A 21617-nucleotide genomic window follows, 5' to 3' on the forward strand; every position below is an offset into this window, starting at 1 on the left:
CGCTTCTCGCGGGTGTGGTATTAAAATAATGGGAGGACGGCTCGGAAGGTGGACGGGTCTCAGACGTCGTCGTAGAGCGAGACGATGTCCGCGAAGTCCACTTCGCCGTTGTCGTTCCAGTCGAACTGACTGGTGTGGTTCGTGACCGCGGGGTCGTTCATGTTGTCGAAGAGGGTGACGACGTCGTTGAAGTCCGCTTCGCCGTTCCCGTTGACGTCCTCGTACTGCGGGTCGTCGTCGGGGTTCGTCGGGACGCTGTCGTTCACGACGGGCGCGAGCACCTCGACGGTGAGGTTCGCGCCGTCGGTGACGAACGCGACGTCGCTCCCGTTCTCCGTGTCGAGGTTCGTCTCGCTGAACGTCACGGAGACGTTCCCGGCGGCCTCACCCGTGAGGGCGATGCGCGCGAGGTGGACGTCCTCGGCGCCGGGTTCGGTGGTGTTGTTCAGGTCGAGGCCGCGCAGCTGAATCGTGTCGTTGTCGACGCGCTCGACGCGCGTGAGGTTGAACGCCTCGGAGACGCTCGTCTCCGAGACGTTGAACGCGGCGGCGCTCGCGTTCGACACGGTGAGGTTGACGCTGAAGCCGCTGAGACCGTTCGGCACCGTCGAGAGCGTCAGGTTCGCGCTCGTCGTCTCGTTGACGGTCGTGGTGCCGGCGTCCGCGCCGTCGAAGGCGACGTCGAGCATCGGCGCGTCCGTGTCGTTCCGGACGACGATGGTCGTCGTGTCGTTCCGGTAGTCGACGCCGGGGCCGTCCGTCTTGTTGACGACGACGGTGTACTCGCCGGCCTCACTGAAGTTCAGCACGACGGTGCCGTTCGCGTCCGTCGTGTAGGTCCGGTTGTCGGCGAGCACCGAGACGTTCGCAACGCTACCCTGCGTGACCTGCTTCGAGACGTTGAGCGTCACGTTCTCGCCGGTCTGGACGTGTCGGTCGTCCGCGGTGACGTTCAGGCCGACGACACAGCGCACGACGTTCACGCGGAGCGCGGACGTCCGCCACGTGTGCGTGCCGTCGCCGGACTTCTCGCTCGTCAGCGTGAACTCGCCGGACGCGTTGAACCGGAGGTAGGCGATGCCGTCCGCGTTCGTCATGTCGGTGCCGTTCGGGCCATGGACGGCGGCGTCCTCGACGGGGTCACCGCTGACGGCCTTCACAACGCGGAACGCGGCGACGTCACCGGCCTGAATCTCGCTCTCCGTGACGCGCCGGAGGTCGAGCTGGATGCCCTCGTAGCGCGCGGTGACGTTCAGCGTGTCGGTGCGGTACTGGACGTCACTGCCGTTCTTCGTGGCGGTGAGCGTGTACTCCCCGATTTCGGGGAAGGTGTAGGTCACGTACCCGCTCGCGTTCGTCGTGCGGGTCGCGTTCGTCTCGGTGACGGAGAGCGTCGCGTTCGCGATGGGGTTGCCGGAGCCGGATTCGGTGACGCGGAACGTCGTCACGTTGTCCGGGCGCGCGGCCGAGGAGACCATCGAGAGTTTCGGCTGGATGACGACGGGGTCGAGACGAACGGTGATGTTGTCGTTGTGGACGTCCACCGTCGCGGTGTCGTTCATCGTCGTCCGCACGGTGTGGTTCCGGCCGGTCGTGAAGTTGAACGAGGCCATCCCGCCATCACCGGTCCGGACGGTCCGGTTGTCGTCGAGGCGGAGCGTCGCGTTCGGGATGATGGTGCCGTTGGTCGCGTACTTCACGGTCACCGTGACGTTCTCGCCGGGCGCGACCGGCCCGGAGGACGCGCGCGTCAGTTTCAGCGCGACGTCGCGCTTCTCAACCGTGACGTTCGTCGTGGCGTTCGTGTAGTCGATTTGTGCGGTGTCGTTCTTCGTCGCGGTGACGGTGTAGTTCCCCGTGCCGTTGAACGCCACCGTCCCCGTGCCGTTCAGCAGGGTGGTGGTGTTGTTGTAGCGGAGGGTGACGTTGGCGTACGTGCTGGCCTGACTGTCCTTCACCGCGAAGGTGACGTTCTCGAACGGTCGGACGGGTTCGCTCGGCGTCGTCGAGAAGGAGAGCGGATGTTCTTCCTTCACGACAGTGACGTTCGTCGTGGCGTTCGTGTAGTCGATTTGGGCGGTGTCGTTCTTCGTCGCGGTGACGGTGTAGTTCCCCGTCTCGTTGAACGTCACGTAGCCCGTGCCGTTCAACCGGGTCGTCGTGTTGTCGTAGTGGAGCGTGACGTTGACGTAGCCCGTCACACCGTCCTTCACGGCGAACTTCACGCTCTCGTTGGGGAGCGCGGAACTCGGCGCCGTCGAGAAGGTGAGGTCGTAGGTCTGCTTCTGGACGGTGAAGTTCTCGTAGTTCGACGTCGTGAAGTTCGTCGTGCGCGTGTCGTTCTTCGTCGCGTAGACGCTGTAGTTGCCTTCGCTCGTGAAGTTGTGCGTCAGCGTCTCGTTGATGGCGTACGTCGTCGTCGTACCGTTCGCGACGACGTGGAGCGTGCCGTTCGTGGTCGTGCTCGCGGTCGCGTCCGAGAGCGTGAACGTCACCGTCTCGTTGGGCAGGACGTTGCTGGACGGGCTCGCGGAGAGTTTCAGGTCGTGCGTCCGCTTGTCGACGTCGACGTACGCGGTGTCGTTCAGGTAGTCCGTCGTGTTCGTGTCCGCCTTCGTGGCGGTGAGCGTGACGTTCCCCGAACGGTTCATCAGCACGGAGGCGCTGCCGCCCTCCGGGACGTGGACCGTCCGGTTGTAGACCGAGACGTTCGCCTCGACCTGAGTGTCCTGCGGGTTGTAGACTTTCACCGTGATCGACCCGTCGACGAGCGCGCTATCGGGTGCGCCGATGCGGAGCGGCACCTCCTTCTTCTGGACGTCGACGGTGGCGGTGTCGTTCAGGTAGTCGGTGCTGTTCGTGTCGGACTTGTTCGCGACGAACGTGTAGGACGTCGCGTTCTGGAACGTGAACGAGACGTTCCCCTGCGTGTTCGTCTGGCCGGAGAAAGAGGCGTTCTGCGCGGCCACTGTCGCACCGCTGACCGGTGCGCCCGTCCCGTTCGTGACGGTGAGCGTCGTGGACTCGTCGACGGTGGCGTTGCCGGCGACGGTGAGGTGTAGTTGTGTGCTGTTCGTCCCGTTCGTGTCAAAGGCGACCGCCGACCCACCCACCGTGGGGGTCGTGGAGTCGCTCGTGTCGACTGCCGCCGCCGCGCCCGCGCTCGCCGGAAATACCGTGCCGGCGACGACGAGGAGCGCGACGAGGACGGCCGTGTGACGGCGTCGCATTGCGGAAGAACTAGTCGGGCGGCCCCCGCATAAGTCCTAACAGGACGGATATAATTACTGGCCGACCTGTCTCAAATCACATACGCGTTGTGGCCGTCGCGGGCGAACGCGGGCCGCCAGCGCGCGCCGCCGCAACGGGTGAACCACGAGTGTGCATATTTTGCCGGCCGTGGACGCTCTTTTGCGCACGTATCCGTGGTGTTAAAGGAGGGCGGGTGCCGACGTAGAGGTGATGACTCACGTCGTAGACGGGAACGCCGTCGCCGCCGACGTTCGGAGCGGCCTGGAGGACGCCATCGAGACGCTGAAGGACGAGGGCGTCCAGCCGGGTCTCGCCACCGTGCTGATGAGCGACGACGACGCCTCCGCCACCTACGTCTCCATGAAGCAACGGGACTGCGAGGAGGTCGGCATCGAGGGCATCCACGTCGAAATCGAGCCCGACGCGCCCGCCGAGGAACTCTACGAGACCATCGACGAGCTGAACGCGGACCCCGACGTCCACGGCATCCTCGTCCAGCTCCCCGTCCCGGACCATGTCGACGACCGGGAAGTCCTCCGGCGCATCGACCCTGCGAAGGACGTCGACGGCTTCCACCCCGAGAACGTCGGCCGCCTCGTCGCCGGCGACGCCCGCTTCAAGCCCTGCACGCCCCACGGCGTCCAGAAACTCCTCGCCTCCGCGGACGTCGAGATGGAGGGCAAGGACGTCGTCGTCGTCGGCCGCTCGGACATCGTCGGCAAGCCCCTCGCCAACCTCCTCCTCCAGCGCGGCGAGGGCGGAAACGCCACCGTCACTGTTTGCCACTCCCGGACGGACGACCTCGAGGCGCACACCTCGCGCGCTGACGTCGTCATCGCCGCCGCGGGCGTCCCCGAGTTCATCGACGGCTCGATGCTCAAGGAGGGGGCGGTCGTCGTCGACGTCGGCACGAACCGCGTTGAGGCGGACACCGAGAAGGGCTATCGCCTCACCGGCGACGTCGACTTCGAGAGCGCGAAGGAGAAGGCGGACGTCATCACGCCCTCGCCCGGCGGCGTCGGCCCGATGACGCGCGCGATGCTCCTCTACAATACCGTGAAGGCGGCCTCTGACCTCGAAGACGTCGACGTCACCCTGCCGTAGGCCCGTCTCGCGTCGGTCGGTCGCCGTCCGGCCCCCGTCTTTTGTCCGCCCGTTCAGTCTGTGAAACCATGATCGACTGGTCCTCCACGGACTTCGCCAACAACATCGATGAGATATTCGACCGGAAAGTGCTCGGCGCCGCCTTCGTCACCTACGCGGCGAACTCCGTCATCGACCACGCGCTGGCCATCGTCGTCGAGAGCGAGGTGACGACGTTCGTTGCGTGGGTCGGCGTCTTCGTCGCCTCGCTCGTCGCCTTCGCCTACTGGAGCAAAATCGTCGGGTGATGCCCGCGCCGCCGCTCACACCCCTTGGGGCGGCCGCGCGTCCCGGACTGCCCGCTCGAGGCGGTCGGCGTACTCCAGCCGGAGGTCGCATACGTCCTCGCGAGTCACCGACCTGTGCCCGCCGACGTCGTGCGTCATCGGCTCGTAGGCCTCGACGTCGAAGCCCATCTCCTCGAGATACGACCGAACCTCGTCGGCCTCCAGTCCGTCCCGAATCGCGGCGTCGACGTGGTCGGTGACGACGTCGAACTCCGGCAGCCGAACAGTGTCGTCGTCGATCGCGCCCGTCTCGCCGCCGATGACGACGTCCGCGTCGCGGATGCGTTCGACCGCGCCGGCGAGCCGGTCGGCAAGTCGGACAACGTCGCCCGGGAGCGCGGTGTCGGGCGAGCGCCACTCGACGGTGGAGAACTCCTCGCGGAGCTGAACCGGCGTCCAGACGGCGCTCTCAGGGTCGAAACAGGTTTCGACGGTGTCGCGTTCGACGCCGGCGTCGACGGCTCGCTCCACGAACTCCGCGTAGCGGCGCTGGAGTCGCCGGTCCCACTCGTCGGTGTCCTCGGCGTACGACCAGAGGCGGCCCTGATGGGGGAGGCCGTCGTAGGCCATCCAGCGGTAGAGCTTCGAGCGCGCGCCCGCGGCCAGTCGCCGGCCCCGGAAGTACGGCGAGGAGTTGACGAGCGCGAGCGCAGGGTCGAGGGCGATGAAGGTGTTGAGCTGGTCGATTTCGCGACCGGGCTGCTGTTCGACGTGGATGTGTGTGCCGGCGCAGTGCCGGACGTACTCGAAGTCCTCGCCGACGACGTCGGCCTGAATCCGCGTCCGCCCGCTCTCCCGGTCCCGTATCTCGTCGCTGCCGACGGGCGTGGCGAGCGGGACGAGGCCCCGGTCGCACTCGTCCGCCCGCCGGACGACGCGCCCGACGCGCTCGAAGAGCTCCCTGCGGAGCGCCGCGGTCGACTCGCAGGGCGTCGTCTTGATCTCGATGAGTGGCTCGACGAACTCGCGCTCGACGCCTGAGGACGCCGAGAGGAGCCGTTCGCCCGGTTCGACGAGCCGGCCGTCGTCGTCGACGACCCAGTACTCCACCTCGATGCTCCGTCGTATCGGTTCGCTCGTATGTGTTCCCACGGTAGTCTCAACTCTCCGTCGGTGCGCTGTCTGCCGCCCCGTCCGACCACCATTGAGTGTGGTGTGCTAACCCTACACACGACATTTGACAGCGGGGTATAATAACTTTGCGCGGGAAGCAGACAGACCCACCGCAACCGCCGCGAGCGCCGGCGAGGGCTACGCGGAGAGCGACGCGAGCGTCTCCCGCGCGGCCGCCCGGTCCGCCTCGTCGCCCTCGCGGGCGTAGTGGCCGATGGCGCGGGCGGCCGCGACGAGCGTGTCGGCTTCGCCCGGTGGGACGTCACCGTCGAGGGCGTGAACCCGGCGGACGTGGTCGTCGAGCGACTCGAGGAGGTCCTCGACGCTCTCGCGGTCGGGGCCGCCGTCGAGGAACCGCCGCACGTCGTCGCGGTAGTCGGCGACGGCGTCCGCGGAGCCGTTCCCCCGCGCGGCGCGCATCGAGTCCGGCACGTCGCTCGCGGCCGGGCGCTCCCCGTCCGGCGCGCCCCGGAGGAGCGAGACGAAGTAGAAGCGCTCGGCCTCGGTGTGGTCGAACGCGCGCGCGAACGCCGAGGCGACGTAGCGCAACTCCCACGCCGCGAGGACGGTGTCGTCGAGGTCCAAGAGCTCGCCCCCACGGAGGAAGCCCCGCGCGTGCGTATACCGGCGCGTGGCCTCGCGGGCGTGTTTCGCGGCCTCCCGATAGTCGTCGCGGCCCGCCGCCGTCACGGCCTCGTCCAACTCTAGCGTCGGCGCGAGGTCGGTCTGCTCGCGGCGCTCGTCCTCGGTGGCGACGCTCCGGATGCTCCCACACGCCGGGCAGGCGATGCTTCCCGTCTCGTAGTACGACCACTCCGTCCCGCAGGCCGTACACTCGCGTTCCCCACGAACTTCCATACGGACACGTGGGCCGGGCGCGCGAAAAAGCGTGTCCCGTCCGACTCGGCGGCGCCTCGCCGCGAACGTTTTTGCCTCCCGCGTCAATTGGTAGTGGTGAACATGGAGAAACTCATCAACGACCCGACCGACTACGTCGACGAGATGCTCGACGGGATGGTCGCGGCACACGACAGCCTCCGACGCCTCGACGGCACCGACGTCGTCGTCCGTGCCGACGGCCCCGTCGACGGGAAGGTCGCGGTCGTCAGCGGGGGCGGGAGCGGGCACGAGCCGACACACGGGGGGTACGTCGGGGACGGAATGCTCGACGGCGCCGCCGCCGGCGCGGTGTTCACGTCGCCGACCGCGGACGAGCTGTCCGAGATGATTCAGGCGGCGGACGGCGGTGCGGGCGTCCTCTGCGTCGTGAAGAACTACGAGGGCGACGTGATGAACTTCGACACCGGCGCGGAGATGGCCGACATGGAGGGCATCGACGTCGAACAGGTCGTCGTGAACGACGACGTCGCCGTCGAGGACTCGCTCTACACGAGCGGGCGGCGCGGCGTCTGCGGGACGATTCTCGTCCACAAGTGTGCGGGCGCGAAGGCCGCCGCGGGCGCGGACCTCGACGAGGTCGCGCGCGTCGCCGAGAAAGTCGTCGACAACGTCGGCACGATGGGGATGGCGCTCACCTCCTGTGTGACGCCCGAGAAGGGCGAGGAGACGTTCGACCTCGATGAGGGCGAGATGGAACTCGGCATCGGCATCCACGGCGAACCCGGCGTCGAGCGCACCGACACCGCCTCGGCGGACGAGGTGGCCGACACCCTCCTCGAGCGCGTGCTGGACGACCTCGACGTCGAGGCCGGCGAGGACGTCGTCACCGTCGTCAACGGCATGGGCGGGACGCCGCTCTCCGAACTCTACATCGTCCAGCGTCGCGTCGCGGAACGCCTCGACGAGGAGGGGGTCAACGTCCACGACGCGTGGGTCGGTGACTACATGACCAGCCTCGACATGAAGGGCTGTTCGGTGACGGTCTGCCGGGTCGACGACGAACTGAAGGATCTGCTCGCGGCGCCCGCCAAGACGCCCGCGCTGACGGTGCGAGAATGAGTGGGGACGTCGACGCCCTGCTGGACGCGCTCGAACGCATCGACGAGCGCCTCCACGACGAACAGGAGTACCTCACCGAGTTGGACTCGCGGGTCGGGGACGCCGACCACGGGAACAACCTCGCACGCGGCATCAGCGCCGTCACGGAGAAGCGCGACGACCTCGCCGAGATGTCCATCGACGAGGCCGTGAAGACGGTCGGCACGACGCTCGTCTCGGAGGTCGGCGGCGCCGCCGGCCCGCTCTACGGCGGGTCGGTGATGTCCGCCTCACAGGAACTCGAGGGCGGCCTCGACGAGGAGACGGCCGTCGCGTTCGCGCAGGCCTACCTCGAGAAACTGACCGACCGGGGCGGGGCACGACCCGGCGACAAGACGATGGTGGACGCGGTGACGCCCGCCGTCCACACGTTCACGCGCGCCGTCGAGGAGGACGAGTTGCCGCCGGTGGACGCGCTCGCGAAGGCCGTGGACGCGGCGCGCCGCGGCGTCGCGTACACGGTACCGCTGCGCGCCTCGAAGGGCCGGGCGTCCTACCTCGGCCTGCGAGCGGTCGGCCACCGCGACCCCGGCGCGACGAGCACGCTCTTCGTCCTCGAGGAGCTGCTCGCGACTGCCGAGGACCGCCTCGGTGAGGCGACCGTCACCGATGCGACGGCCGACGACGCGGCCGTCCACGACGGGGAGGGCGACTGATGGTCGGGTTGCTCGTCGTCTCGCACAGCGCGACGGCCGCCGAAGGAATCGTCGAAGTGGCCGAGCAGATGGCGCGCGAGGTGTCGCTCGTCGCGGCCGGCGGCGACCCTGACGGCGGCGTCGGGACGGACGCGGACGCCATCGCGGCCGGCCTCGAAGCGGCGGACGACGGCGAGGGCGTCGTCGTCCTCGTGGACCTCGGGAGCGCGGTGATGAACGCCGAGCTCGCCGTCGAGATGGCGGACGTCGAGGCCGTGCTCGCCGACGCGCCCGTGCTCGAGGGGACGGTGAACGCCGCCGTCCACGCCGCGGGGTCGAAGGCGACGCTGGCCTCGACGCTCGACGCCGCCGAGGAGGCGCGCGGGATGTCGAAACTGTAGAGTCCTTTTTCAGAATAGTGCCGTCGCTCTTCGATGTTGGTCTTCGAGAAGCGAGCGACGCGGAGCGTCGCTCACGGGTAAACGCAACGGAAATGGAAGCGGTCGGCCGGGAACAGCCCGGCCGACCGCTGCCGCCCTGAATTGGTCCCCGCTGACGCTTCGGCCCTCCAAAGCGAAGCGTCACCTGTACCCAATGCGCCCGTGTTAATAAGTGTGTCGCCGGCAGAACGCGATGCCGGATTCTGGCGCCGCCGAGTCTATACTCACAGACACATCAGTTTGAAATAACGACATATTATCGGTCATGACTGCACCACAGTTATAGTACCAAGCCGCATACGGTCAATTGGCAGTAGTAACATGAACGACCTGACAGGATTCCAGCGAGACCTGATGTACGTAATCGCGGGTGGGGACGAACCACACGGTTTGGCCATCAAGGAGGAACTCGAAGGGTACTACGAGAGCGAGGTCCACCACGGGCGGCTCTACCCGAACCTCGACACGCTAGTCGACAAAGGGCTCGTCGACAAGGGGCAGCGTGACCAGCGGACGAATTACTACACGCTGACGCGTCGGGGGCGACGCGAACTCGAAGCGCGACGAGAGTGGGAGAACCAGTACGTCGACCTCTAGATTACCAGAGGACGACGGGCCAGACGAAGAGGAAGAGCGCGTAGATGAGGGCGGTCAACACGACCGTCATCACGAGGTTCAGGACGACGCCGGCGCGCATCATGTGTTTCTGCTTCAGGTAGCCACTCCCGAAGACGATGGCGTTCGGCGGCGTCGCCACCGGGAGCGCGAACGCGAAGGAGGCAGCGACGGCGCCGGAGACGGCGAGGAAGATGGCGGCCGCGTAGTCCGCGAGGCCGAGCGTCGCGGCGAGCACGCCACCGAGGCTGATGAGGACCGGGACGATGATGGTCGCCGTCGCGGTGTTCGACGTCATTTCCGTGAGGAAGATGATGAGGAGGACGACGACGGCGACGATGAGGACGATGGGCGCGCCCGTGAGGGCGTTGAACACCGTCTCCGCGATCCACTTCGTCGCGCCCGTCTCCGCGAACCCGGCGGCGAGCGAGAGACCACCGCCGAACAGCAGGATGGTGCCCCAGTCGATGTCCTCCAGTTCCTCCCACTCCATCGTGTCGAAGAGGACGAGCGCGGGCACCGCGTAGAGACCGACCATCACGTAGTAGAGCAAGCCCTGATGGCCGTTGGTCGTGCCGAGCAGCGTCTCGCCGCTCCCGCCGAAGAACGTCGTGTAGACGACCGGGGAGAGGTAGGGCTGGAGGAAGTCGCCCAGACCGCCGAGCACCCAGAGTCCCGCCGTCGCAGCGAAGATGGCGGCGACGATGCGGCCCTCGCGGGGCAGGTCGCCCTCCTCGCGGAGGTACTTGCGGGCCTCCGTGCGGGCGTCGCTCACGTCCTCGACCTCCGGCGGGAAGAGGACGTACGTCAGGACGAACCAGACGATGGGGAGCGTGACGATGACGATGGGGAGACCGATGAGGAGCCAGTCGAAGAACGTGATCTCGTAGCCGAGGAGCTGCTGGAGTTGGCCGGCGACGATGGCGTTCGGCGGCGTCCCGATGAGGGTGCCGACGCCACCGACGGACGCGGCGTACGCCGTCCCGAGCAGCATCGAAATCTGGATGTTCGTGAATTCGCCCTCGTCGCTCTGCTCCTTGATTTCCTCACGGCCGATGACCTGCGTGAGGACGCCGACGGCGATGGGTGCCATCATCGCGGACGTCGCGGTGTTCGACACCCACATGGAGAAGAAAGCCGTCGCAATCATGACGGCGCCGACGAGTTTCCGGGGTGAGGAGCCCATCGTCGCCATGAGCCAGAGGGCGACCCGACGGTCGATGTCGTACTTCTGGAGGGCGTTCGCGAGCATGAACCCCGCGATGAAGAGGAAGATGAGGTGGTCGGCGAACGGCGCGAGCGCCTTGTCGATGTCGTTATAGACGCCGAACGCCGTCAACAGGACGGGTATCGAGAGCGCGGTGACGGCGAGCGGGAGCGCCCCACTCACCCAGCAGATCGCCGCGAACACCATCGTGGCGACGGCATACTTCCCGGTGAGCGAGAGCCCTTCCGGGGTCGGTGCGAGTGCGACCAGAACGGTGGCGAGCGCGGCGAACGCGACGACGGCGAGCCGCCCGCGCTGGGTCGAGACGTCTGGACGTATCATTGATACACGGCACCATTGCCTGTACCCGGGTTAATGATTAACGATCTCTGGAGTGTCAGAAATGCTCGACGAGCGCGCGGACCTGCTCCCCGGTGAGTTCGTCCGCGTAGAGTTCGAGGAGGGCGTGTCGTCGCTCGTGCCCGAGCGAGCGCGTCCCGGACTCGAGCATCGAGACGTGTGCCTGCATCAGGCCGTCGAGCTCCCGCTCGACCTGCCGCTGGTCGTAGCCGGCGGCCACGCGGAGGAGTCGCCACGCCGCCGGCGAGACCGCGTCGACGTCGACGGCGTCCGCGGCGTCTGCGGCGTTCATGTGGAAACGCGGGCTACCGGCCCGTATAAATCACCCGTCACCGACAAAACCCTCCTCGCCCAAGGCCCGCCCACATGGGTTCGCGTCTGCTCACCGCGCTCGCCGGCCTGCTCGTCTCGCTCGTCGTCAGCGCCGTGATCTACTACTACACCGGGTGGCTCTTCGGCTTCCTGGTCGTGCCGTTCGTTCCCTTGCTCTTCCGCCGTCGGGGCGACGAGTCGGAGCGTGGCGGCGGCGTCGACCGCGCCGGACCCCCCGAACCCGAGGCGCGCGTCCGGCGCACCTGTCCGGAATGTGGCTACGCGACGACCGACCCCGAGGTGCGCTACTGTCCGCGGGACGGCACCGAACTCGGCTAGTCCTCGCCGCCCGCCTCCCCCCTCTCGCCGTCGGCCACGTCGTCGAGCGACGCCTGAACGGTGTCCGTCGTCGCCAGCGACACCCCGACCGCATGCGGTTCGATGGGTTCGCCCGCGAGCAACTCGGGGAGGACGAGGCGGACGAAGTGGACGACGAGCACGAGGAGCATCGGCCCGAGGAAGATGCCGTGCCACCCGAAGAGGAGCGGCCCGAAGATGTACGCGAGCATCACCATCCCGAGATGGAGGTTGCGCCCGGAGACGTACGGCCGCAACACGAGGTCCGGGACGACGTCGACGACGACGAACGAGATGCCGATGAACAGCGCGGGGAACCAGAACGCGCCCGGCGCGGCGTTCGACGCCCGGAAGAGCAGGAGCAGGCTCACCGGGACGTAGACGAGTTTGATGCCGACGACGGGGACGAGGCTCGCGACGCCGACGAGGAGGCCGACGAGCGCCGGGTACGGGATGGCGACGCCCGCCGGCGCGACGTAATCGAGGAGGCTGTAGGAGATTGCGCCGATGGCCGCTGTCAACACCGCGTTCAGGATGTTCCCGAAGAAGATGTTCGAGAAGTCCTGGTCGACGCGCTTGGCGTACGCGTGGACGACGCCGTCCGCGTCGTCGAAGCGCCGGTGGAACCAGGACGCGAGGCGCTGGTCGTCCCGGAGCAGGTAGAAGACGATGATGAGCATCATGAACGCGTGGAGCGCGGTGCCCCCGAGGAAGCCGAGGTAGCCCTGCGCGGCGTCGAGCACCTGCTGGACCGCCGCGAGCGCGTCCGGCGAGTCCAGAATCGACTGAGGGTCTTGGACGATGCTGGAGACGTCGATGTACGGCTGGAGCATCACCTCCAACTGCTCGAAACTGTCCGGGTGCGCGCTCAGGTAGGCGTTGAGCTCCTGTAGGCCGATGGCGAGGGCGTACGCGAGCAGGAGGAGCGCGGGGAGCGCGAACACGCAGATGCTCACGGCGGCGGCGAGCGTCCGCGGCCGGATGCGGGTGCGCAGGCGCCGATAGACCGGCCGAATCGCGTAGTAGATGAAGACGCCGAAGATGAACGTCCCGATGAACGAGTAGATGACGTAGCCGAGGACGCCGGCGAGGGTGAACCCCATCACCCACCAGCCGACTCGGGCCCGGTCCATCTCCCACCTCGAGTCCATACCGGGGAATCGACGGCCGCCGGCAAAAATCCACCCACCACAGGGGGATTTTTGAAGGGGTGCGAGGTACTGTGGCCGTGGTCGACCTCGCCAGCACGCTCGCCGCTGCCCCCATCGACAGCCGCGTCGTCCGCCTCGCCGTCGCGGTCGGCCTCGGCCTCTTCCTCGGCCTCGAACGCGAGTGGTCGCAGAAGGCCGCCGGCATCCGGACGTTCGCGCTCATCAGCGTCCTCGGCACCGTCTTCACGACGTTCGACGCCGCGATGTGCGGCGTCCCGCCCAGCGACAGTATCGTCGCGTCCTGCACGCCGCTGCTCTCCTTCGCCGGCGCGGGGTTCGTCGTCGTCCTCGCGGGCGTTCTGATGCTCGACGGCCTCCGCCGCGGCTCCGTCGAGGGCGAGGCCAGCCTCCACCTCACCACCGCCGTCAGCCTGCTCGTCGCCTACGGCGTCGGCCTGCTCGTCGGCCTCGGCGAAATCCTGCCCGCGACCGTGGTCGCCGTCACCTCCTCGCTCCTCCTCGTCTTCAAGCGCGAACTCCACGAACTCGCGTGGGGGCTCTCCGCCGAGGAACTGCGCTCCACGACGGAGTTCGCCATCATCGCGTTCGTCGTCTACCCGCTCCTCCCGTCCGGGACGTACACGCTCGGCGTCGAGGGCTACGGCGTCCAGATCGAGCCGCGGGTCATCTGGCTGATGGTCGTCTTCGTCGCCGCCATCGGCATCGCGAACTACGTCGTCGTGAAGACCTACGGGAGTCGCGGCATCGCCGTCACCGGCTTCTTCGGCGGCCTCGCCTCCTCGACGGCCGTCGTCGGCACGATGCTTGACCACGTCTCGCGGGACGCCGACGCCGCCGACTACGCCGTCGCGGGCGTCCTCCTCGCGAACGCCGCGATGGCGCTGCGCAACCTCGTCATCGTCGTCGTCTTCACGCTCGGCTACTCGGACCCGCCGCTCGTCTCCGTCGGCGTCCCGCTCGCCGTCGTCGTCCTCGGGAGCGTCGCCGTCGCCTACGTCGTCGCCGACTGGCGGACCACCGTCGACGTCGACCTCACGAGCCCGTTCTCCCTCCGGAACGCGCTCGGGTTCGGCGTCATCTTCCTCCTCATCGTCGCCGGGAGCGGCCTCGCGCGCGGCGTCTTCGGCGCGCTCGGCTTCTACGTCACCACCGTCGTCTCCGGGTTCGTCTCCTCCGCCGGCGTCGCGACGTCCGCCGTCGTCCTCTACCGGACTGGCGAACTCGGCGCGAACGAAGCCGGTATCGCCGTCATGCTCGCCACCGGCGCGAGCATCGCCGTGAAAGCCGGCCTCGCCGCCGCGAGTTCGAACCGGGCGTTCGCGCGCGGCGTCGTCACCGCGAGCGCCGGCCTCCTCGCCGCCGCCGGCGTCGCCGTCGCCCTCGTCTGACTCCGGTGGGCCCCACGATTTAGGGAGTGGCCGGTACCAGAGTGACGTATGGACAGGGACACCGCCGACGTTCAGGTCGACTCCTTCCCCGGCGAGCGCGCCCGGGAGTGGGTCGAGCGCCACCACCGGCACGCCGCCCCGAGCACCTACGTCTACGACTTCGTCTGGGACATCACCGAGGACGCGGTCGGCCCCTTCTGCACGGACGTCGACGGCAACGTCCTCCTCGACTTCACCGCGCACGTCGCGTCCGCGCCGCTCGGCTACAACAACCCGAAAATCCTCGACAAGCTCGAGGAGTTCTCGCTCGTCGACCCCACGAAGATTGCCGGGCAGGACTTCTACGTCAGCGGCGGCGGGAGCGTCGACGACCCCGACCTCCCCGGTCCCACCCAGCTCTTGGAGCGGCTCACCGACGTCACGAGCCACTACGACCTCGACACCGCGTTCCTCTCGAACTCCGGCGCGGAAGCCGTCGAGAACGCGGTCAAGATTTGCTACGCGGACCGCGGGCATCGCGGCGTCACGTTCGATGGCGCGTTCCACGGCCGCACCCTCGGCGCGCTCTCGCTCAACCGTTCGAAGGCCGTCCAGCGCCGGGGCTTCCCCGAGGTGCCGGGCGTCCTTAGCCTCCCCTACTGCGCCTGCGAGGGCGAGTGCACCTGCGGGTGGAAGACGGACGGGCCCGGCGGGAACCGCCTCGCCGACGCCCTCCACCCCGAGCGCGGCCCCATCCCCGCCGAGGAAGTCGCGTTCGTCATTCTGGAGCCACAGCAGGGCGAGGGCGGCTACCGCGTCGCGAACGACGAGTTCGCCCGCGACATCGCCGCCGCGAAAGAGGAGCACGACTTTGCGGTCATCAGCGACGAGATTCAGAGCGGCCTCGGGCGCACCGGCGAGATGTGGGGTATCGACCACCTCGATCTCGACCCGGACGTCATCACGTCCGCGAAGGGCCTCCGCGTCGGCGCGACTGTCGCGAACGAGGACCTCTTCCCCGACGAGACCGGCCGGCTCTCCTCGACGTGGGGCGCGGGCGACGTCCTCGCGTCCGCGCAGGGCGTCGCCACCATCGACGCCATCCACGAGCACGACCTGCTCGCGAACGTCCGCGAGCGCGGCCGGCAGTTCTCGGAGTCGCTCGAAGACCTCGATAGCGAGTACGTCACGGACGTCCGCGGGCGCGGCCTCATGCTCGCCATCGAACTCGACTCGAAGGACCGCCGCGGCGCGCTCATGAAGGCCTGCCTGAAGCGCGGCCTCCTGACGCTCGGCTGCGGGCACAGGACCCTGCGCCTCCTCCCGCCGCTCGACGCCACCGAGCGCGAAATCGCGCTCGGCGCCTCCATCCTCGCGGACGCCCTCGCGGACCCGCTCGTCGCACGGGCTAGCGCGGGTCCGAGCGCGGGAGGGGACGACGGCGACGCGATTTAGCGACGTCTCGCCGACTTCGTCCGCGAAGTGGTCGCGGAGCGCGCGACCGCTACCGGAGCGTCGGGTCGAACGAGACCCACTCGCGCGGCTGGTCGGAGAGACCGCGCGCCCGGAGTTCTGCGCCGTCGTCCGTCTCCCTGACGTCGATGCGGCCCGTACAGAACTGCGAGAGCGTGCTGACCGTCCGGTCGTCGTGTATCGACGGGTCGACGAGGAAGACGCCGAGGCCGGCGACGCTGCCGATGCGCCCGACGAGCGTGTGGACGAACCGCGAGACCGGTTGGAGGGAGCCGAAGGAGACGAGCGTCGAGAGCGAGCAGACGCCCGTCCGGACGCCCCGCACCCCTGAGCGCTCGAACGACCGGTAGACGTCAGAGAACCGCATCCCGATGCCGGTGAGGTCCGACGGCCCGGAGACAGGCATGACGCGCACGGGTACGTCCTGGTCCTCGCCGCCGACGCAGTCGATGATGGCCGTCCGGTCGGGGTCGAGCGCGATGCCGGCGCGCTCGCAGTCCCCCGCGAAGCGACTCGCGCGCTGGTTCGTCGTGACGACGATGGACCCCTCCTCGTCCGTCCCGGCGAGTAGCCGGAGGGCGAGCGTCCGCGCGCCGCCGTGCGTCGGGCCGGCGACGAGGACGCTCGACCCCGCATTGATGGCGTTCAGCGGCAGGCCCTCGACCGCGTACGGTTCCTCACGCATCGTCGACACTTCCGTCGTCACGGCGCTCGCGCCGCAACTCGAGTTGCTCCATCGCCTCGTCGGCGAGCAGGCCGAGGAGTTCGCGCTCGCGCTCGTCGAAGGACCGTGGCTCGTCGTCGTAGACGCAGAACGTCCCGATCTTCCGCTCGTCGGGCGTGACGAGCGGCGCGCTCGCGTAGAACGCGATGCCGGCCTCCGCGAGTCCCTCGTTCTCCTCGAAGCGGGCGTCGGTACGCACGTCCTCGATGACCGTCACGCCCTCGTCGAGCAGCGCGTACGTACAGACCGTGTCCTCGCGGTCCAGCGTCCCGAGGGAGATCCCGTGGCAGGTGAGGAAGCGCTGTTCGTGCGCGTCGATGAGGCCGACGGCCGCCGCGTCGACGCCGAAGAGCGCCGTCGCGATTTCGGCCAGTCTGTCGAGCGAGTCGCCGAGTGCCGCGGGGTCGAGCGCGTACCGGTCGAGCGCGGCGAGGCGGGCGTCCTCGTCCTCGGGGAGCGGGTAGGCGGTCTGCGAGCGGAACGCGAGCGCCTGCCCGACGGCGTCACGGAGCGCCGCGTGCGCGTCGGGGTCGTCCTTCGAGAGGTAGTCCGCGACGACGTCGCCGAACGCCGCGGTATCGACGTCCGCGACGGGCGTCGCCGTGAAGAGGAGACACGCCGTGTCGGGCGAGCGCTCCCGAACCGTTCGCACGAAATCGAGGCCGGTCCCGTCGGGCAGGACGTACTCGGTGACGACGGCGTCGACGTCGGCGTCGCCGGCGAGCACCTCGCGGGCCTCGGCGACCGATGTCGCTGTCGCCGTCTCGTAGCCCGCGTCCGCGAGCGCGTCGCTGGTCGCCGCGAGCGCGTTCGGGTCGGGATCGACACAGAGAATCATCGTTCGCCCTTCGTCGCCCGAGGTGTTCAATGGCCGGGGCTAGTACTGGTAGCGACGGCCCTCCTCCTCGTTCTGCGGGAGGCCCTGCCCGCCCGCCATCTCGTCGTAGCTCATCCCCGCGAGGTACTCGTCGTAGGTGGCGTCGTACTCGGTGCGGAGGTTGAAGTCGAGCTTGCCGGACTGGACGTAGGAATCGAAGAGCGCGTGAATCGCGCGCCGAACGAGGTCGTCGGGGTCCTCGGGGTCGAGGGCGGCGACGAGCATCGCGAGTTCGGTCCGCGATTCGCGGTCGAGGCTGACGTCGTGGTCCTTCAGCTCGCGGTTCGCGTCCTGAACGTCGTCGACGAGGTCGTCGAGGCTCACGGGCGGCCTTTGACCGCGGGCGGGAAGGGGATTTCGACGCTCCCCGCGTGTCGCCATCCCTAAGCGCGCGCCGACCCGAGGGCGGGGTATGACTGATGCGGACGGCGACGTGGACGCCCGCGAGGGGGGTGGGGACCCGCGCGACTGCCTCCCCGAGGACGTCGCGGCGGTGCAGGACGCGCTCGTCTCGTGGTACGAGGACGACCACCGCTCGTTCCCGTGGCGCGAGACGGAGGACGCCTACGAAATCCTCGTCTCCGAGGTGATGAGCCAGCAGACCCAACTCGGACGCGTGGAGACCGCGTGGCACGAGTTCCTCGAGGAGTGGCCGACCGTCCACGACCTCGCCGGCGCGCCGCGCTCGGAGGTCGTCGGCTTCTGGACGGGGCACTCGCTCGGCTACAACAACCGCGCGCGCTACCTCCACGAAGCGGCCCAGCAGGTCGTCGAGGAGTACGACGGCGACTTCCCGGAGGAGCCCGACGAACTCGAGGAGCTGATGGGTGTCGGCCCGTACACCGCGAACGCCGTCGCGTCGTTCGCGTTCAACAACGGGAACGCCGTCGTCGACACGAACGTCAAGCGCGTGCTCTATCGGGCGTTCTCGGTGCCGGACGACGACGACGCCTTCGAGACCGTCGCGGGCGCGCTGATGCCCGACGGCGAATCGCGTGTGTGGAACAACGCCGTCATGGAGCTCGGCGGTGTAGCCTGCGAGAAGACCCCGAAATGCGACGAGGCGGGCTGTCCGTGGCGACGGTGGTGTGACGCCTACGAGTCCGGGGACTTCACCGCGCCCGACGTCCCCACCCAGCCCGAGTTCGAGGGGTCGCGCCGGCAGATGCGCGGCCGGGTCGTGAAGGCGCTCTCGAAGCACGGCGAACTCCCACTCGACAAACTCGGCCCGCGCGTCCGTGTGGACTACGCGCCGTCGGGCGAGTACGGGCGGGACTGGCTCCGCGAGCTAGTCGAGGACTTGGTGGACGACGGGCTCGCAGACGTCGCGGAGCGCGACGGCGAGACGGTCGTGGAACTGCGCGCGTAGTCGGCGGGAGCGAGCAGTAACCGTTTTGCGCCTCGGCCGCCTCGCGTCGTGGCGTGCACGCCATCACGAACAGCGGGTGGGTGGAGGTCATCACGGGGTGTATGTTCTCGGGGAAGACCGAGGAGATGCTCCGCCGCCTCCGGCGCGCCGAGATCGCCGGCCAATCGGTCGCGGCGTTCACGCCCGCCATCGACGACCGGTACGGCGAGGAGTCGCTCGGCTCGCACGCCGGCTCGACGTGGCGCGCCACCGTCATTGAGGACAGCGCCGCGGGCGTCCACTCCATCCCCGAGCACCTGAACGGCGAGCAGGTGGTCGCCATCGACGAGGCGAACTTCTTCCCCGGCGAACTCGTCGACGTCTGCGAGGCCCTCGCCGCGGACGGCCGGCGCGTCGTCGTCTCCGGCACTGACCAGACCTTCCGCGGCGAGCCGTTCCACCCCCTCCCCGAGCTGGTGGCCGTCGCGGAGTACGTCGAGAAACTGCAGGCCATCTGCACGCAGTGTGGCGAGCCCGCGACGCGGAACCAGCGCCTCGTCGACGGCGAGCCCGCACACTACGACGACCCGACGGTCGTCGTCGGCGCGGAGGAAGCCTACGAGGCACGCTGTCGGAACTGCCACGAAGTCCGGCGCGGCGAGCGTGACGGGCGCGACGAACGCGACGGCGACGCGACGCCCGGCCGTCCTGACGCCTGAAGAACCTGTCCGCTGCTCATCACCGCGTCCGCTGCCGGGTCGCTGGTGGACGGGTACGCACGCTTCCGTGGTCGATTCGACGGGTGTGGCGCGGCTGAGACGCGCGCGTTTTCGACAGTCGTTTAGGGAAGGGGGACTTGTCTCCGCTAAATGGGTTCGTGTATCATCTGCGGCGTCTCCACTGACGGTCATATCTGCGAGACGCACGAGGAGGACGTCGTCTTCGAGTTCCGCGGTTCGAAGCCCGAGCAGCTCACCCCGGGTCGCTACTACCAGGGCAGCGTCGACGGGTTCGCCGAGTTCGGCGTGTTCGTCGACCTCGGAGACGACGTCACCGGTCTGTTGCACAAGAGCGAGATTCCCCAGCGCCTCGACGCGCTCGACTGGGAGCCCGGCGACGACGTCTACGTTCAAGTCGACGACGTCCACGGGAACGGCAACGTCGACCTCTCGTGGTCGATTCGGCAGTCCGAGCGCGAGTTCCGCGGGATGCTCGTCGACGACCCGGACGCCCCGTCGGACGCCGAACTCCCCGAGGACGAGTCCGAGGCGCCGCCCGCGGCGACCGAGGAGGAGCCCGAAGCAGAGCCGGCGGAAGAAGCACCCGAGGAGACCGAAGCGGAAGACGTGGAAACCGAGGAAGCCGCGGAGGCTGAAGCGGCCACCGAGGAAGAAGCAGCAGCCGTCGAAGAACCGGAAACCGAGGCGGAAGCCGAGGCGGTCGAGCGCGTCGCCATCGACGACCTTGATGAGTACGTCGGCGACGACGTCGCCGTCGAGGCAGAGGTCACGGGCGTCCGGCAGACGTCCGGCCCGACGGTCTTCGAGCTGACCGACGAGACGGGTACCGTCGACGCCGCCGCGTTCGTCGAGGCGGGCGTCCGGGCCTACCCCGAGGTCGAGGCGGGCGACGTCGTCCACCTCGTCGGCGAGGTCGAGCGCCACCACGGCGAACTCCAGATCGAGACCGAGGACCTCGAGGTCCTCACGGGCGCGGACGCGCAGGCCGTCCACGACCGACTCGAGGCCGAGGTCACGGAGCGCGCCAGTCCCGACGACGAGACCCTCCTCGTGCAGGACGCCGACATCGACGTCGTCCACGCCGACCTCGTCGACGCCGCGACGGAGATTCGCCGTGCCGTCATCGAGTCTCGGCCGGTCATCGTTCGCCACACCGCGGACGTCGAGGGCTACGTCGGCGGCTCGGCCATCGAGCGCGCGGTCCTCCCGCTCGTCCGCGAGGAGCACACCGCGAGCGACGCCGAGTACCACTACGTCGACCGTCGCCCGCTCGACGACGGCTTCTACACGCTCGACGACGCGACGAAGGACACGACGTCGATGCTGGAGGCCGCCGACCGGCACGACGAGAAGCACCCGCTGTTCGTCCTCGTCGGCTCCGGGAGCACCCGCGAGTCCGTGGACGGACTCGGCCTGCTCGACATCTACGACGCGCCGACCGTCGCGCTCGACGGCGGCTACGCGGACGGCGAGGCCGCGGACGCTGCGGACGTCCTCGTCTCCCCGACCCAGCACGGCGAGTCCCCCGTCTCCACGGGCGTGCTCGCGACGCACCTCGCGGGCATGGTGAACGCCGACGTGCGCGACGACCTCGCCCACCTCCCCGCGATTCCGTTCTGGGGCGACACCCCGGACGTCTACGCGGAACTCGCCAGTGAGGCGGGCTACGACGCGGACGTCGTCGGGAACGTGCGCGACGCGCTCGCCCTCGAGGCGTTCTACCAGGCCTACGAGGACAAGCGCGAAATCATCGCGGACCTCCTCTGGGACGAAGCGGACACGAGCCTCGTCGGTCACATCGGCGCGCAGTTCCGCGAGAAGCTCGAGACGGAGTTCGAGACGGCGGAACCCCACCTCGAGCCGCGCGGCGTCGACGACGTGACCTTCGAGGTCCTCGACGTCGACCAGTACACGCACCGCTACGACTTCCCGCCAGTGGCGCTCCTGCTCGACGCGCTCTACCGTGAGCGCGCGGAGGGCGACTACGTCCTCCTCGGCGCGGACAGCGACGAACTCCGCGTGCGCTCGACGGGCGACGTCGACGTGCGCGCGGTCGGCGAGACCCTCCAGGAGGAACTGCCGGAGGCCGGCGTCGTCCCGCGCGGCGCGCAGGACGGCCGCATCGAGTTCCTCAGCGGCGAGCGCGACGCTGTCGTCGACGCCGCCGTCGACGCCCTCGCCGAGCAGTTCGAGTAAC

21 protein-coding genes are annotated in these 21617 nt (G+C 68.7%); 12 read left to right on the forward strand and 9 right to left on the reverse strand.

Annotated elements, in window-relative coordinates; genetic code table 11:
- Window positions 1–59: 59 nt before the first annotated feature.
- A complete protein-coding gene (locus ACQUS8_RS00575; protein WP_435095354.1) occupies window positions 60–3230 on the reverse strand; it encodes a hypothetical protein in 3171 nt (1056 codons plus the stop codon).
- Between the two features lie 232 nt (window positions 3231–3462).
- On the opposite strand from ACQUS8_RS00575, the gene ACQUS8_RS00580 reads away from it, so the two are divergent.
- Entirely contained in the window at window positions 3463–4356 is an 894-nt protein-coding gene (locus ACQUS8_RS00580; protein ID WP_435095357.1) for a bifunctional methylenetetrahydrofolate dehydrogenase/methenyltetrahydrofolate cyclohydrolase, read from the forward strand.
- Between the two features lie 68 nt (window positions 4357–4424).
- A complete protein-coding gene (locus tag ACQUS8_RS00585; RefSeq protein WP_435095360.1) occupies window positions 4425–4643 on the forward strand; it encodes a hypothetical protein in 219 nt (72 codons plus the stop codon).
- Between the two features lie 15 nt (window positions 4644–4658).
- Here the strand turns inward: ACQUS8_RS00585 and ACQUS8_RS00590 are convergent, their stop codons facing one another.
- The gene (locus ACQUS8_RS00590; protein ID WP_435095363.1) at window positions 4659–5774 is read right to left on the reverse strand and encodes a glutamate-cysteine ligase family protein; all 1116 of its coding nucleotides are present in this window, start codon (window positions 5772–5774) and stop codon (window positions 4659–4661) included.
- A gap of 159 nt (window positions 5775–5933) precedes the next feature.
- Complete coding sequence (locus ACQUS8_RS00595; RefSeq protein WP_435095366.1) at window positions 5934–6653, reverse strand: DUF7117 family protein; 720 nt, start codon at window positions 6651–6653, stop codon at window positions 5934–5936.
- A 102-nt stretch (window positions 6654–6755) separates the two neighbouring features.
- Here ACQUS8_RS00595 and dhaK point away from each other — a divergent pair, with 102 nt between their 5' ends.
- The 4 genes from dhaK to ACQUS8_RS00615 all read left to right on the forward strand — a co-directional run bounded on the left by dhaK (window position 6756) and on the right by ACQUS8_RS00615 (window position 9465).
- Complete coding sequence (gene dhaK, locus ACQUS8_RS00600) at window positions 6756–7754, forward strand: dihydroxyacetone kinase subunit DhaK (RefSeq protein WP_435095369.1); 999 nt, start codon at window positions 6756–6758, stop codon at window positions 7752–7754.
- Window positions 7751–8449 carry a dihydroxyacetone kinase subunit DhaL gene (gene dhaL / locus ACQUS8_RS00605; RefSeq protein ID WP_435095372.1) on the forward strand — a complete coding sequence of 233 codons (699 nt, stop codon included), beginning with the start codon at window positions 7751–7753 and terminating at the stop codon, window positions 8447–8449. Before dhaK ends, dhaL begins: the two co-directional genes overlap by 4 nt.
- Entirely contained in the window at window positions 8449–8829 is a 381-nt protein-coding gene (gene dhaM, locus ACQUS8_RS00610) for a dihydroxyacetone kinase phosphoryl donor subunit DhaM (protein ID WP_435095375.1), read from the forward strand. Before dhaL ends, dhaM begins: the two co-directional genes overlap by 1 nt.
- 360 nt (window positions 8830–9189) lie before the next feature.
- A complete protein-coding gene (locus tag ACQUS8_RS00615; RefSeq protein WP_435095378.1) occupies window positions 9190–9465 on the forward strand; it encodes a PadR family transcriptional regulator in 276 nt (91 codons plus the stop codon).
- Between the two features lies 1 nt (window position 9466).
- Here ACQUS8_RS00615 and ACQUS8_RS00620 read toward each other — a convergent pair whose 3' ends face one another.
- Both ACQUS8_RS00620 and ACQUS8_RS00625 read right to left on the reverse strand, forming a co-directional pair.
- Window positions 9467–11032 carry an SLC13 family permease gene (locus ACQUS8_RS00620; protein WP_435095381.1) on the reverse strand — a complete coding sequence of 522 codons (1566 nt, stop codon included), beginning with the start codon at window positions 11030–11032 and terminating at the stop codon, window positions 9467–9469.
- Window positions 11033–11087: 55 nt separating this feature from the next.
- Complete coding sequence (locus tag ACQUS8_RS00625; protein WP_435095384.1) at window positions 11088–11342, reverse strand: hypothetical protein; 255 nt, start codon at window positions 11340–11342, stop codon at window positions 11088–11090.
- Between the two features lie 74 nt (window positions 11343–11416).
- Between ACQUS8_RS00625 and ACQUS8_RS00630 the strand changes: the two genes are divergently transcribed.
- The gene (locus ACQUS8_RS00630; RefSeq protein ID WP_435095387.1) at window positions 11417–11701 is read left to right on the forward strand and encodes a hypothetical protein; all 285 of its coding nucleotides are present in this window, start codon (window positions 11417–11419) and stop codon (window positions 11699–11701) included.
- On the opposite strand, the gene ACQUS8_RS00635 is transcribed toward ACQUS8_RS00630, so the two are convergent.
- The gene (locus ACQUS8_RS00635; protein WP_435095390.1) at window positions 11698–12852 is read right to left on the reverse strand and encodes an AI-2E family transporter; all 1155 of its coding nucleotides are present in this window, start codon (window positions 12850–12852) and stop codon (window positions 11698–11700) included. The two genes, ACQUS8_RS00630 and ACQUS8_RS00635, sit on opposite strands and share 4 nt — an antisense overlap.
- 95 nt (window positions 12853–12947) lie before the next feature.
- Between ACQUS8_RS00635 and ACQUS8_RS00640 the strand changes: the two genes are divergently transcribed.
- On the forward strand, window positions 12948–14279 hold the full coding sequence (locus tag ACQUS8_RS00640) for an MgtC/SapB family protein (protein ID WP_435095393.1): 1332 nt from the start codon (window positions 12948–12950) through the stop codon (window positions 14277–14279).
- Window positions 14280–14327: 48 nt separating this feature from the next.
- Window positions 14328–15713, forward strand: a complete 1386-nt coding sequence (locus tag ACQUS8_RS00645; protein ID WP_435095396.1) for an aminotransferase class III-fold pyridoxal phosphate-dependent enzyme — start codon at window positions 14328–14330, stop codon at window positions 15711–15713.
- 49 nt (window positions 15714–15762) lie between these two features.
- Here ACQUS8_RS00645 and ACQUS8_RS00650 read toward each other — a convergent pair whose 3' ends face one another.
- Genes ACQUS8_RS00650 through ACQUS8_RS00660 form a run of 3 tightly spaced genes read right to left on the reverse strand, consistent with a single transcriptional unit; the run spans window position 15763 to window position 17656 of the window.
- Window positions 15763–16416 (reverse strand): DUF7504 family protein, encoded by a 654-nt coding sequence (locus tag ACQUS8_RS00650; RefSeq protein WP_435095399.1) that lies wholly within the window; start codon window positions 16414–16416, stop codon window positions 15763–15765.
- Entirely contained in the window at window positions 16409–17293 is an 885-nt protein-coding gene (locus ACQUS8_RS00655) for a GAF domain-containing protein (RefSeq protein WP_435095402.1), read from the reverse strand. Before ACQUS8_RS00655 ends, ACQUS8_RS00650 begins: the two co-directional genes overlap by 8 nt.
- Before the next feature lie 39 nt (window positions 17294–17332).
- A complete protein-coding gene (locus tag ACQUS8_RS00660) occupies window positions 17333–17656 on the reverse strand; it encodes a hypothetical protein (protein WP_435095405.1) in 324 nt (107 codons plus the stop codon).
- A gap of 88 nt (window positions 17657–17744) precedes the next feature.
- Between ACQUS8_RS00660 and ACQUS8_RS00665 the strand changes: the two genes are divergently transcribed.
- The 3 genes from ACQUS8_RS00665 to ACQUS8_RS00675 all read left to right on the forward strand — a co-directional run bounded on the left by ACQUS8_RS00665 (window position 17745) and on the right by ACQUS8_RS00675 (window position 21616).
- Entirely contained in the window at window positions 17745–18701 is a 957-nt protein-coding gene (locus ACQUS8_RS00665) for an A/G-specific adenine glycosylase (RefSeq protein WP_435095408.1), read from the forward strand.
- 53 nt (window positions 18702–18754) lie between these two features.
- Entirely contained in the window at window positions 18755–19399 is a 645-nt protein-coding gene (locus tag ACQUS8_RS00670) for a thymidine kinase (RefSeq protein WP_435095411.1), read from the forward strand.
- 150 nt (window positions 19400–19549) lie between these two features.
- Window positions 19550–21616, forward strand: a complete 2067-nt coding sequence (locus ACQUS8_RS00675) for an OB-fold nucleic acid binding domain-containing protein (protein WP_435095414.1) — start codon at window positions 19550–19552, stop codon at window positions 21614–21616.
- Window position 21617 lies beyond the last annotated feature (1 nt).

It is taken from the genome of Halarchaeum sp. P4 (assembly GCF_051195175.1).
Taxonomy (GTDB): Archaea; Halobacteriota; Halobacteria; order Halobacteriales; family Halobacteriaceae; genus Halarchaeum.